Consider the following 13,318-nt stretch of genomic DNA (forward strand, 5'->3'; position numbering starts at 1 on the left):
GACGACTTCTTCACTGGATGCGGTCATCGCGAACTCCGAAACTCCGTGGCGTAGAGGGGTGGTGCGTCGTGATCAGTTGTCACCGAGGGCGACCCGGATGAGGCTGTCCAGATCCATCGTGTCGAGCGCGCTGCCGTGGTCCTGCTCGCCGGTGTCCGCCGGTTCGCCCGTCGGGTCCGCTAGTTGGAGGAGGGTGCGGATCAGCCCGGCCTCCTGGAAGCGGCCCAGCGGGATCGTCGCCAGGGCCCGCCGGAACTCGGCCTCGTCGACCTCGTCGGGGTCCGGTTCCTCCGTCGCCCGGTCGGCGGGGAACACCTCGCCCTCCAGGTAGCGGGCGACGGCGGCCGGCGTCGGGTGGTCGAAGATCAGGGTGGCGGGCAGCCGGCTGCCACTCTCCCGGCCGAGCCGGTTGCGCAGTTCGAGCGCGGTGAGGGAGTCGAAGCCGAGGTCGAGGAGTCCGCGATCGGGCTCGACCCGGTCCGGTGAGGCGTACCCCAGGACGGCCGCCACCTGGCCCCGGACCACGTCGAGCATGGCGCGACCGCGCTCGGCCGCCTCCAGCCCGGCGAAACGCTGCTGGAACGTCAGGGTCTGCGGGGCGGAGGCCTCCCGGAGCCTCGGGGCGCGGACCAGGCCACGGAGCACCGGCGGCACCTCGGGCTGCGCCCGCAGGGCCGCCGTGTCCAGCCGGGCGGGTACCAGCACCGCGCGATCCGTCCGCAGCGCCGTGTCGAAGAGCGCGAGTCCCTCGTCGGAGGGCAGGGCGGCGAGGCCCGTACGGCTCAGGCGGCGGAGGTCGGTCTCGGCGAGGTGGCCGGTCATGCCGCTGGACTCCGCCCACAGCCCCCAGGCCAGGGCGTGTGCGGGCAGGCCCTCCGCGCGGCGCCGCTGCGCCAGGGCGTCGAGGAAGGCGTTGGCCGCCGAGTAGCTCGACTGGCCGGCCTGCCCCAGGACACCCGCGGCCGAGGAGAAGAGGACGAACGCGCGCAGGTCGCTCCCGCGGGTCAGTTCGTGGAGGTGCCACGCCGCGTCGACCTTGGGCCGCAGGACGGTCGACACCCGGTCGGGGGTCAGGGCTGTCAGCACGCCGTCGTCCAGGACGCCCGCCGTGTGGACCACGCCGACCAGCGGCTGCTCGGCGGGCACCCGGGCCAGGGCTGCGGCGAGTGCCTCCCGGTCGGCTGTGTCGCACGCCGCGACCGTCACCGTGGCGCCCGCCGCCGTCAGTTCGTCCCGCAGGTCGGTCGCACCGGCGGCGGCGAGCCCCTGCCGGCTCAGGAGCAGCAGGTGCCGCACCCCGTGCCGGGTCACCAGGTGGCGGGCGAAGAGACCGCCGAGCAGGCCGGTGCCCCCGGTCACCAGCACGGTGCCGGTGGGGCCGAACGAGGCCGGCGCCTCCGCCGCACCGGGTGCGGCGGTCGGCACGGTGGCCAGCCTGGCGGCCGACACGCGGCCCGCGCGTACCGCCAGTTGGGGCTCCGCCGAGGAGAGCGCCCGGACCAGGGCCGGGTAGGAGTCGGGGTGGTCGTCGAGGTCGGCCAGCACGAGGCGGCCCGGGTTCTCCGACTGGGCGGATCGGACCAGGCCCCACAGCGGGGCGTGGACGAGGTCCGTGACGTCGTCGGTCGGCTCCACGGCCACGGCGCCGCGGGTGAGCAGGACGAGCCGGCTGTCGGCGAAGCGCTCCTCGGCGAGCCAGGCCTGGACGAGGGCCAGCGCGTGCCCGGTCGCCGCGTGGACGTGCTCGGCGGTCGCTCCGACGCCGGACGGGAAGGCCGCCACGACCGTGGCCGGGAGCGGAGCGCGGAGCGCGAGCAGATCGGCGGGCCGGGCGTATCCGAGGTCCTCGGTGTCGAGGAGCAGCGGCGCCTCGTCGGGGGCGTCGGCACCGGGCGGCAGCGGCACCCAGTCCACCTGGTACAGCGAGGTGGGGTGGCCGTGGGTGGCGGCGCTGAACTGCTCCGGCGTCACCGGCCGCAGCGTCAGCGATCCGACCGAGACGACCGGGGTGCCGGCCTCGTCGGTCGCGGTGAGGGCGACGGTGTCCGGCCCGGTCGGGGTGAGCCGGACGCGCAGCGAGGTGGCCGCGGTGGGGTGGAAGACGACATCGGACCAGGCGAACGGCAGGCGGACGCCGTCGGACCCCTCCAGGAGGCAGGCGTGCAGGGCCGCGTCCAGGAGGGCCGGGTGCAGGCCGAACCGGTCGTCCTGGCGCTCGTGGGGGAGCACGACCTCGGCACGGATCTCGTCGCCGTGCCGACCGACGGCCCGCAGCCCCTGGAACGCCGGCCCGTAGTCGAAACCGACGCCGGCCAGCCGGTCGTAGAGCGCGTCGGCCGGATCGAGCGCCGTCGTCCACGGCTGCGAGCGGTCCGCGGGCGATGCGTGGCTCGGGCTCTCCGCCGTCAGGATCCCGCTCGCGTGCCTGGTCCAGCCGGTGCCGGTGTGGTGGAGGGAGTGGACGGTGACGGTGCGTCGGTCGGCTTCGTCGGGTGCGCCGACGCGGACCTGGAGCCGGACGGGCTGCTGCTCGGGGAGGACGAGCGGGGCTTCCAGCGTCAGCTCTTCGAGGACGTCGCAGCCGGTGTGGTCGCCGGCGTGGAGGGCGAGTTCGACGAGGGCGGTGCCGGGGAGGAGGGGGGTGCCGAAGACGGCGTGGTCGGCGAGCCAGGGGTGGGTGGTGAGGGAGATGTGGCCGGTGAGGATGAGTTCGTCGTTGTCGGCGAGGGGCAGGAGGGCGGTGAGCAGGGGGTGTTCGGTGGCGGTGAGGCCGGTGGCGCGGACGTCTGCGGTGGCTGCGGTGGTGTCGAGCCAGAAGCGTTCGCGTTGGAAGGGGTAGGTGGGGAGTTCGATCCGGTGGGAGCGGCCGGTGGGGAGTATGGCCGTCCAGTCGACGGGGTGGCCGTGGACGTGGACCTCGGCGAGGGAGGTGAGGAGGCGGGGGAGGCCGCCTTCGTTTCGGCGGAGGGTACCGGTGACGAGGGTGGGGGTGTCGAGGGTTTCCTCGATGGCGGGGGTGAGGACGGGGTGGGGGCTGATTTCGATGTAGGTGGTGTGGCCGTGGGTGGCGAGGTTGCGGATGGTGGGTTCGAGGAGGACGGGTTGGCGGAGGTTGGTGTACCAGTAGTCGGCGGTGAGGGTGGTGGTGTCGATGGGGGTGCCGGTGACGGTGGAGTGGAAGGGGACGGTGGCTTCCGTCGGCGTGATACCGGCGAGTTGTTCGGCGAGGTGGTCGCGGATGGCTTCGACGTGGGGGGAGTGGGAGGCGTAGTCGACGTCGATGCGGCGGGCGCGGATCTGCGCGTCCTCGCAGTGGGCGAGGAGTTGGTCGAGCGCGTCGCGGTCGCCGGCGATGACGGTGGAGGTGGGGCCGTTGTGGGCGGCGATGGTGAGTCGGCCGTCCCAGCGGGTGAGGAGTTCGGCTGTCTCGTCGGAGGACAGGGGGATGGAGGCCATTCCGCCCTGGCCGGCGATGGCGAGGATGGCCTGGCTGCGGAGGGCGGCGATGCGGGCGCCGTCTTGGAGGGTGAGGGCTCCGGCGACGGTGGCGGCGGCGATCTCGCCCTGGGAGTGGCCGATGACGGCGGCGGGCTGGACGCCCAGAGACTGCCACACCTCAGCCAGCGAGACCATGACGGCGAACAGCGTGGGCTGGACGACGTCGACCCGTCCGAGGTCGGCGTTGCCGCGCAGGGCGTCGGTCAGTGACCAGTCGACATAGGGGGCGAGTGCGGCTTGGCAGTTGGCGATGGAGGTGGCGAAGACCTCGGAGGTGTCGAGGAGTTCGGCGCCCATGCCGATCCACTGCGAGCCCTGGCCGGGGAAGACGAACACCGGACGTTCGGCCGTGCCGCTGCCCGTCACGACCCCGGGTGCGGCGCCGCCCTCGGCGAGGGCGGCGAGGCCGTTCAGCAGTTCCGCGCGACTCTCCCCGATCACCACCGCCCGCCGGTCGAACACGGACCGGCCCGAGACCAGCGACGCGGCCACCTCGGCCGGTTCCCACTCAGGGTGGGCCTCGACCGCCGCCCGCAGCTGCTCGGCCTGCGCGCGCAACGCGGCCGGAGTCCGGGCGGAGAGGGCCCACGGCACCACGAGGGAAGGCGAGTCGGCCGCGGAATCCTCCAGCGAGGCGGCCGGCGCCTCCTCCAGGATGACGTGCGCGTTCGTCCCGCTGACCCCGAACGAGGACACGGCGGCTCGTCGAGTCCGCTCACCGGCCGGCCACTCCCGTGCCTCGGTGAGCAGTTCGACCGCGCCCGAGGACCAGTCCACATGCGGAGTCGGCTCGTCGACATGCAGGGTGGGCGGCAGCACGCCGTGCCGCATCGCCATCACCATCTTGATCACGCCGCCGACCCCGGCCGCCGCCTGGGTGTGACCGATGTTGGACTTCAACGAGCCCAGCAGCAGCGGCCGTTCGGCCGGACGGTCCTGCCCGTAGGTGGCCAGCAGTGCCTGGGCCTCGATCGGGTCGCCGAGCTTGGTGCCGGTGCCGTGCGCCTCCACCGCGTCGACGTCGGACGCGGTGAGCCGTGCGTCCGCGAGCGAGGCCCGGATGACCCGCTGCTGGGACGGTCCGTTGGGCGCGGAGAGCCCGTTGGAGGCGCCGTCCTGGTTGACGGCCGAGCCGCGCACCACGGCGAGGACGGGGTGGCCGTTGCGCTGGGCGTCGGAGAGCCGTTCCAGCAGGAGGACGCCGACGCCTTCGCCCCAGCCGGTGCCGTCGGCGGTGGCGGAGAAGGCCTTGCAGCGTCCGTCGGGGGCGAGGCCGCGCTGGCGGCTGAACTCGACGAACATGCCGGGTGCGGCCATGACGGCCGCGCCACCGGCGAGCGCGGTCGAGCATTCGCCCCGGCGCAGCGACTGGCAGGCCAGGTGCAGGGCGACCAGCGAGGAGGAGCACGCCGTGTCCACCGTGATCGCCGGACCCTCCAGGCCGAACACGTAGGACAGCCGACCGGACAGGACGCTCACGGTGGTCCCGGTCAGGACGTGCCCTTCGACGAGGTCGCTCGCCTCGTGCATCCGGGCGCCGTAGTCCTGTGTCATCGCGCCGATGTACACGCCGGTCCGGGTGCCGCGCAGGGACGCGGGGTCGATGTCGGCCCGCTCGAACGCCTCCCAGGAGCTCTCCAGCAGCAGCCGCTGCTGCGGGTCCATCGCCAGCGCCTCGCGCGGGCTGATCCCGAAGAACGCGGCGTCGAACCGGTCCGCGTCGTGCAGGAAGCCGCCCTCGCGGGTGTAGCTGCGGCCGCTGCGGGACGGGTCGGGGTCGTACAGCGAGTCCACTTCCCAGCCCCGGTTCTCGGGGAACGGGGAGACGGCGTCGCGGCCGTCCGCCACGAGCCGCCAGAGCTGTTCGGGGCTGCGGACCTCGCCGGGGAACCGGCAGGCCATCGCGACGATCGCGATCGGTTCCTGCTCGTCGGCGGAGATGGCGGTCGCCGCTGCCGCCGGGCCGTCCTCCCCGGCGAGCCGGGCGAGCAGGTGACGCCCCAGGGCCTCCGCCGTCGGATGGTCGAAGAGCAGGGTGAGGGGCAGCGCCAGACCGGTCGCCGCCACGAGCCGGTTGCGCAGCTCGACCGCCATGGCCGAGTCGAACCCGAGGTCTCGCAGCGGCCGGTCCTCGGTGGCCGCCGCCGCGGGGCCGCACAGTGCGGCGATCTCGGTACGCACCAGCTCACGGACCCAGCGCCGCCGTGCGGCGGGGGACCGGACGCCGGCCGCCTCGGGGGTGCCCGCGCGAGCGGCGTCCGAGCGTGCGGCGCCGAACGGGTACGTCGGCAGCGGGACCCGTCGCGCGCCGGACCGGCCGAGGGCGGCCGCCCAGTCCGGCACGGCCCCCTGGACGTGCAGTTCGGCCATCGAGGTGAGGAACCGGTCCGCCCCGCCCTGGTCGCGGCGCAGCGTGCCGACGACGGCGGTGTCGCCCGTCAGGCCCTCGTCGTCCAGGGTCTCCTGAAGGCCTCCGAGGAGACCGGGGTGCGGGCTCACCTCCAGGAAGAGCCGGTGGCCGTCGGCCAGCAGCGCGCGGGTGGCGTCCTCGAAACGGATCTCGCTGGTGATGTTCCGCAGCCAGTAGGCGGCGTCCAGGGTCGCGGTGTCCAGCGGTCCGCCGGTCAGCGAGGAGTAGAACGGTACGGCGGAGCCGCGCGGGCGGATGCCGGTGAGGCCGTCGAGGATGCCGTCGCGGTCGAGGCCCAGCCCGGGGGAGTGCGCGGCGAGTCCGTTGCTCAGCCGCTTCGCTCGCACTCCCTCGGCCGCCAGCTCGGTCAACAGCTCGTCCACGGCCTCCCGGTCGCCGGAGAACAGCACGGATCCCGGGCCGTTGGTCCCGGCGACGACGAGCCGTCCCTGCCAGCGGGCGAGCCGCGGCGCCAGCTGTTCCCGGGGCAGCAGGGCGGAGGCCAGGTCGCCCCGGCCGGCGGCGGCGGCCTGCGCGCGGCTCCACAGCGCCACCACCTTGGCGGCTTCCTCCAGGGTGAGCGCACCGGCCGCGTGGGCGGCCGCGATCTCACCCAGACTGGCGCCCACCACGGCCGCGGGTGCCACGCCGCAGGCGCGCCACAGCGCCGCGAGCGAGACCATCACGGCGAAGAGAACGGGCTGGACGACCTCCACCGCCACCGGCGCGGGTGCGCCGGGGTCCCCGCGGAGCACACCGGTCAGCGACCACGGGACGTACGGTTCGAGCGCGTCCTCACAGGCCTGGATGTGCTCCCGGAACAGCTCGGAGGAGTCCAGCAGGTCGAGGGCCATTCCCCGCCACTGCGTCCCCTGGCCGGGGAAGACGAAGACGACTCCGCGCGCGGTGTCCGCCGTGCCGTGCACGAGTGACGGTGCGAATCCGCCCTCGGCGAGGGCCCGCAGCCCGTCCAGGGCGTCGGCGCGGCTCTCGGCGAGCAGGACGGCGCGCTGCTCGAAGGTCGTCCTGGTCGTGGACAGGGAGAGGCCGACGTCGGCGAGCCGGAGACCGGGGTCGGCCTCCCACTGGTCCCGGAGAGCCCGCGCCTGGGCCCGCAGGGCGGCGTCACTGCGGGCGGAGAGGACCAGCGGGGTGAGGTCCGCGGCGAGGAGCGGCCGGGCGGCGGGCTCTGCCTCGGAGGCTGCCGGGGCGTCGGCCGGTACGGCTCCGAGCAGTCCGAGTCCGTCCGGACCGGACGCGGAGCGGCCGGAGGCGATCGTCCCCCGGATCCGGTCGCCGTCGCGTCGTGCGTCGGGCAGCCGCCGGAGCACGGCGAGGACGGTGCCGCCGTCGCCGGCGAGGGCGAGGTCGCACTCGCCTCGGTGCAGGGCCTCCGCGGCCAGTGCGACGGCCGCTCGCGCGGGGGAGTCGGGGGCGGCGGGGGAGTCGGGGGAGGCAGGGGAGTCCGACGGGTCGGCGGTCGCCCGCGGGCCGTGCAGGTCCAGTACGGCGGCGAGGCGTTCCGGCGATTCGTCCCGCGAGGACGCCGCGAGGAAGACGCCGGTGCGGCTGCCGCGCAGCGAGGCGGGAACGATCCCGGCGTCCTCCAGCGCGCTCCAGGCGAGCTCCGACAGGCTCCAGTCCGCAGGGCCGAAGTCGGCGGCGAGGGAGGCCGTGACCCCGACGGCCGTGACCCCGACGGCCGTACCCCCGAAGAACGTGGGGCCGCCGTCAGGGCCGTCGCAGCCCTGTCGGTCGCCTTCGACTTCGAGCGTCGGGCAGGACAGCCCGACCACGGCGACCGGGTCGTGCTCACAACTCGTCGGCGGCACTGCGTACTCGGCTTTCTGCTGGTCTCGATCCATCTCGGTCCACCCGCTCTCGGTGGCTGAAAGCCTGCCAGGATGATCTTGGCGGCAACTTGGAGCCGACTTGGAGCCGACTTGGAGGCGCCTTGGAGGGGCCTTGGAGCGCGTCCGCGACCCCCGCCGTGAGCGCGATCTCCCCGTATACGTCATGCTCATGACATCTACCCGACACAGAGCGAGCCCGGTGGCGACGGCCGTGCTGCCGTCGCCGCCGGGCTGTTGGCCGGAAGGCCTATCCCCGTGGTGTGCTCATGCGCAGTCCGCGACGGGGTCGCCGCGCAGGATCGAGCCGAACAGCTCCTGCAACTCGGCGCCCGGGTCCACGCCGTACTCCTCCGCCAAGGCCCGTCGGGTCCGGTGGTACGCGTCGATCGCGTCGGCCCGCCGGCCGGACCGGTACAGGGCCTTCATCAGCAGCCAGCTGAACCGCTCCCGGGTGGGGAACCGCAGGGTGAGCGCGGGCAGTTCGGCGGCGACCACCGAGAAGTCACGCGCCTCGGACAGCTTGGCCTCCCACAGGCTCTCCAGCGCCAGGAGCCGCAGCTCCTCGAAACGTGCGGCCGCCTGCGCGCCGAGCGCGTAGTCGCTCACCTCGGGGTAGGCCGTCCCCCGGCACAGCGCCAACGCGCTCCCCAGCGTCCGTTCGGCTCTCTGGTGCAGCCCCGCCTGAAGCAGGTGCCGGCCGTCGTGCAGAAGGCGCTCGAAGAGAGTCGCGTCGATGCAGTCGCTGTTCACCGCCAGGACGTAGCCGTTCGGCTCACGTCTCAGGACGGTGTCGCGGCTGCGGGGCGGCCGGTTCGGCTCCAGGAGCCGCCGGAGATTCGACACGTAGCTGTGCAGGTTCGCCATGACGTCGTTCGGAGGATTCCTCGGCCAGACGGCCTCGGAGAGCTGCTCCGACGTCACCGGCTGGCCCGGGGTCAGAAGAAGGGCGGACAATACCGCCCGCTGACGCGCCGACCCCGGATTCACCGCTATTCCGTCGGCCTGGACCGCTAACGGACCCAGAACACTGAAAATCATTGCGTGACCCTCCGCCATAAGTCACCCCCAGTCAGGTAAAGACTTTTCGACCGCTCGACGGAAACAACCTTGGTCCCAGGTCCGGTCCCGTCCCCCGGGCTCGCGCGGTCGACGTCAGAATACTTGCAAATCTCCTGGAAAGAAGGTCTGGATCGGTGCTGCGCCTCTTGGTATGGCGCGCTGACATACCATCGCCTCGACCGGCCGGAGTGAGCGGCCACCGCCCCTGCCCGGGACGCATGAGCACTGGTCAACCGGCCCGGCGACGCCCCTCCCGGGCCGTCAGGGGCCCCGCGTGATCTCGCTCACGCGGGGCGCGCGACTTGAATGTTGCACGATCTCGTTCATCCCGTCCGCCACCTCCGTGTCCCGACATCCGGACGGTGCGGCAGTCAGGCACAAATGCACCGTGCCGTAACAGGATTGAGCTATTGATCGGGTTCTTTCGGCCATCCACCGGCCCCGGTCGGCGGACTCGGGTAGGGTTCCGCCCGCAGCGCTTGTGGCCGCTCACCCGCCCACATCAACGAGTCGATTCAGAGGGGCAGTTGGAGAAGCCCATGGCTCAAGGGGCCGGTTGGACCGTTCGGCGGCCTGCGGCACTGCCGTGATCTTGACGGCGGGGATCAGCGGTCCCGGAGGTCCGAAGTGGCGGAATTCCTACCGCATTTGTCGGTCGGTCCGGAGTTGCCGTGGGCGGCTGGTGCGATGAGGCCGGTCGCACCGGAATCGGTCAGGGGGTGGAGAGGTCGAAGCTGTTGACGACGACCGTGCCGCCGAGTGCCTGGGTGGCGTAGTTGAAGACCGCGAACCGGTAGCCGGGGAAGAACTGCCAGGCGTTGCCCATCGTGAAGCCGGGGCCGAGTCGGGTGAAGGTCACGCCGTCGGTGCTGTAGGAGAACAGCGCCTGGCGGCCCGTGCCCGGGCGGACGTCGGCGTTGACGCGCAGCCAGATCCGGCTGCCGGTCACCGGTGCGCTCGCCGCCTCACCGCCGGTGTTCGTGGTGTTCCACGAACCGTCCATGGCGAGGCCGTTGGTCATCACCAGGCGGGTGGTGCCGTTGTCCCGTTTGAGTCCGATCCAGGCCGACGAGTCGCGCAGCATCGCCAGGCCGGCCCGGTCGCCGTCGCGCATGCCCGAGACGTCGAGCTGGACGGTGGCGGTGGACGACGGTCCGAGGATGCGGTGGGTCAGCGTGTTGCGGGCGGCGTAGAGGTCACCGGTGACGGTCGCCGTCTGCAGCCGGAGGCCGTTGCCCGTGGACCACCTGGTGTTGTCCGGGTTGTGGTTCCACTCCCACTCCGGGCCCAGCGTGGTCGACGTGAAGGTCTCGGTGCCGGTGGGGCCCTTGACAGGGGGATGCGAGGAGGCCGGGATGTTCGGACGGGGGTAGGACGCGCCCCACGCCCCGTTGACGGTCTGCAGGACCGGCCACCCGTCCGCCGTCCAGGTGATCGGGGCCAGCACCGGCACCCGTCCGCCGGGGTAGGCGTCGACGAAGGCCGTGTAGTACCAGTCGCCGTTCTGCGTCTGCACCAGCCCGCCCTGGTGCGGGACTCCGCCTCCGGCGATCGGGCCGGGAAGGTTCAGCAGGACCTGGTGCATCTCGTACGGCCCGAACGGGCTGCTCGACTTGAGGACGTACTGCCCGTTGGCCGGGTGTGTGACGAAGATGTAGTAGCTGCCGTTGCGCTTGTAGAAGCGCGAGCCCTCGATGGTGCCGACGTTCGACGGCGAGGTGAACACCGGTTGGGCCTTCACCTGGCTCAGGCCGTCCGCGGACAGCTGGGCGACGCTGATCGTCGTGTTGCCGTACGCGACGTACATCGTGTCATCGTCGTCGACGAGCAGACCGGCGTCGTAGTAGCAGTTGTTGATCTGCGACCGCTTCTGCCAACTGCCGTCGACCGCCGTCGCCGTGTACACGTAGGTCCGGTTGTACTCGACGCAGCCGATCCAGTAGAAGTTCCGGTTGCTCGGGCGGTAGTTGAGGGCCGAGGCGAAGACGCCCTTCACGTAGGCCTGCCCGCCGCTCAGGTCGTACTTGGCGGAGCCGAAGTCGAGACTGGGCACCGAGTGGCCGGCGAACTCCCAGTTCACCAGGTCGTAGGAGCGGAGGATCGGCGCTCCGGGCGAGTAGTGCATGTTCGAGGCCGAGTAGTAGTAGGTGTCGCCCACCCGGATGATGTCGGCGTCCGCCAGGTCCTCCCAGAGGACCGGGTTCGAGAACGATCCCTGGGAGGTGTCGGTGACCGGAACGAGCTGCCACTGCTGGTTGGCGCCGCCCCAGTCGGTGTACTGCACCACCTTGCCGCCGTCCGCCGTGGAGGCCCCCTGGACCTCGACCGCCTTCCCGCTGTGCCGGTTGAGCAGTCGGACGTACCCGTCCGCCGAATCCGCGAGCCGGAACTGCTGGTTGACGCCGTTCTGGTCCGTCCACTGGACGATCGGCGTGCCGTCGGCGGTCGACTTCTGGTAGTCGTCCAGCACCTTCCCCGAGTGCCGGTTCTGCAGCCGGTAGTAGCCGCCTCCGGAGTCCAGGAACCGCCACTGCTGGTTCGCGGCGCCCGTCCGCGTCCACTGCACCACCGAAGAGCCGTCGGTGGTACCGAGGTTGTAGTCGTCCAGGACCTTGCCGCTGCCGCGGTTCACCACCACGTACCACGTGCCGGTGTCGACCGTGGCCGCCGCCGCCGGCGACGGCGCCACGGCGGCCAGCAGGCCGGCGAGCAGCACCGTCACCAGTGCGACCACCGAGAGCGCGCCGTGCCGCCGCCTGCCCTGTCCAGCCTTCGTCGCAGCGCTCATCGCAGCCCTCTCCGGTGAGTGTTAACGCTCACAGTCCGTGGAGCGGTCGGGCGGCCTCCCCGGGAGGGGACCTCGACCGGCGGTGCAGTTGGAGTGAACACCCGTGGCTGTGCAGCGTCAAGACATCGGGAGCGGCCCGGGCCGGCCCGCCCGAGGTCGGCCGGACCTCGCTGTTCGGACCTCGCTGTTCGGACTTCGCCGCCCCGGGCCGGGGGCGGTTACCGGATGCCGGTCAGCGGACGCCGGTCAGCGGTGAGGGCGTCCAGTTGGTGAAGGCGGCGCCGTCCAGATTGAGCGCGACGGCGCGGCTCTGGAGCGCGGCGGGAGTGGCCGCGGTGCCCCAAGAGCCGGTGATCAGCCGCTGCTCCAGCGCGTGCAGGCCCGCCACCATCTCCGCGGTGGTGAAGTTGCAGTGCCCCTGCCTGGCCACGTACGCCTGCTTGAGCAGGGCACCCGACCCGGAGGCCTGGACGCGGGCCGCGTAGGCGTTCTCCTGCTCGACCGGGACCAGCTGGTCGGACGTGGTGTGCAACGCCAGCATCGGGACGCCGAGGGAGCCGACGGTGGAGGTCGCGGTCAGGTTCGCCCGGGCGGCGCTCGAGGCGGTGATACCGGCTCCGGCCGTGAGCGCGGCGGTGTCCGCGTTCAGGTCGAGGCCCGCGGCGGCGTACAGGGCCCGGACCTCGGGGGCGTGCCACGACCTGTTCAGCAGGGCGGTGTAGTCCACGCCCTTGGTGGAGGAGGGGTTGCCCCCGGCGGACTGCTCGATCGCGAACCGTCCGGGGACGATGAAGTTGAGCACGCCCTGCCGCAGCCATGCGTACTGCTGTGCCTCCTGGTTGGCGTAGTCGGTCGGCGCGGGCGGGGCCTGGCCGGGTGCCCAGGCGGACTGGTTGAGGTAGGCCGCCGCGAGGGCGATCCGCGCGCGTCCGGCCGGGGTCCGTTGCGCGTTGTCGACGGCGGCGGTGAGCCGGTCGGCCAGGGCGGACGCCGCGGCCTGGTCGGGCAGGTCGACCAGGTGCGGCAGGTCGGCGCGGTCGAAGAACCACGCGAGGGTGTACTCGGCGTCGAGCTGGTAGTCCTCCAGGTCCACGCCGCCCGCGACCAGTCCGCACAGGTTGAGCGCGCCGTCGATCCGGCCCGCGCCGTCGCGGGCGAGCCGGGCGTTGACCAGGCCGCCCATGGAGGACCCGACGCCGATGGTGCGGACGGGCCTTCCGACGGTGTCGGTGAACGCGGTGAGGGTGGCGAGCTGGTCCCGTTCGGCGGACTTGAGGGCCCAGGTCGACCCGTTCGGGTCGTAGGAGGATCCGGCGAGCGCGTAGCCCTCGGCGAGCAGCCGGTCGGCGTAGCCGCTGGACGGCGCGTCGGCGGGGGAGAGGGGGCCGAAGCCGTGGCTGAACAGCAGCAGGGTGCCGTTCCAGCGGGCGGGCCTGTCCGCGATCCAGGTCGCGCCGTCGGGCAGGGTGCCGCTGTAGCGGGTGGCCGCCGTGGCGGTGGCGGCGGCCGGGGCGGCGGCCGTGGCGGTGGCGGCGGCCGGGGCCGAGCCGGCGGCGGCGGTGAAGGCGAAGGCCGTGGCGGCGCACAGGGCGGCCACGAAGGAGCGGGGAAGTCGGGGCATGACGGGGCTCCAACACGGTGGCGGGCGGGGAGCGGTGCAAAGGCGCGTCGTGAACCTAGGGTGAAATTGTGACGGCAGGCAAGAAGTTG

The 13,318-nt window shown here is 72.8% G+C and carries 4 protein-coding genes; all 4 read right to left on the bottom strand.

From position 1 onward, the window contains the following. Window positions 1–72: 72 nt before the first annotated feature. The 4 genes from ACFP3U_RS00030 to ACFP3U_RS00045 all read right to left on the bottom strand — a co-directional run bounded on the left by ACFP3U_RS00030 (window position 73) and on the right by ACFP3U_RS00045 (window position 13,229). Complete coding sequence (locus tag ACFP3U_RS00030; protein WP_380222916.1) at window positions 73–7,773, bottom strand: SDR family NAD(P)-dependent oxidoreductase; 7,701 nt, start codon at window positions 7,771–7,773, stop codon at window positions 73–75. Between the two features lie 252 nt (window positions 7,774–8,025). Next, the gene (locus ACFP3U_RS00035; RefSeq protein WP_380222917.1) at window positions 8,026–8,817 is read right to left on the bottom strand and encodes an AfsR/SARP family transcriptional regulator; all 792 of its coding nucleotides are present in this window, start codon (window positions 8,815–8,817) and stop codon (window positions 8,026–8,028) included. A gap of 715 nt (window positions 8,818–9,532) precedes the next feature. Further along, the gene (locus tag ACFP3U_RS00040) at window positions 9,533–11,608 is read right to left on the bottom strand and encodes a family 43 glycosylhydrolase (RefSeq protein WP_380222918.1); all 2,076 of its coding nucleotides are present in this window, start codon (window positions 11,606–11,608) and stop codon (window positions 9,533–9,535) included. Between the two features lie 232 nt (window positions 11,609–11,840). Next, entirely contained in the window at window positions 11,841–13,229 is a 1,389-nt protein-coding gene (locus tag ACFP3U_RS00045) for an alpha/beta fold hydrolase (RefSeq protein ID WP_380222919.1), read from the bottom strand. Between the last annotated feature and the right edge of the window lie 89 nt (window positions 13,230–13,318).

The organism is Kitasatospora misakiensis (assembly GCF_042656005.1).
In the GTDB taxonomy this organism is placed as follows: domain Bacteria; phylum Actinomycetota; class Actinomycetes; order Streptomycetales; family Streptomycetaceae; genus Kitasatospora; species Kitasatospora misakiensis.

Bases quoted from the DNA above. Each gene is read 5' to 3' on its own strand.
- ACFP3U_RS00040 (WP_380222918.1), bottom strand. From the start codon at position 11,608: ATGAGCGCTGCGACGAAGGCTGGACAGGGCAGGCGGCGGCACGGCGCG.
- ACFP3U_RS00045 (WP_380222919.1), bottom strand. From the start codon at position 13,229: ATGCCCCGACTTCCCCGCTCCTTCGTGGCCGCCCTGTGCGCCGCCACG.
- ACFP3U_RS00035 (WP_380222917.1), bottom strand. From the start codon at position 8,817: ATGGCGGAGGGTCACGCAATGATTTTCAGTGTTCTGGGTCCGTTAGCG.
- ACFP3U_RS00030 (WP_380222916.1), bottom strand. From the start codon at position 7,773: ATGGATCGAGACCAGCAGAAAGCCGAGTACGCAGTGCCGCCGACGAGT.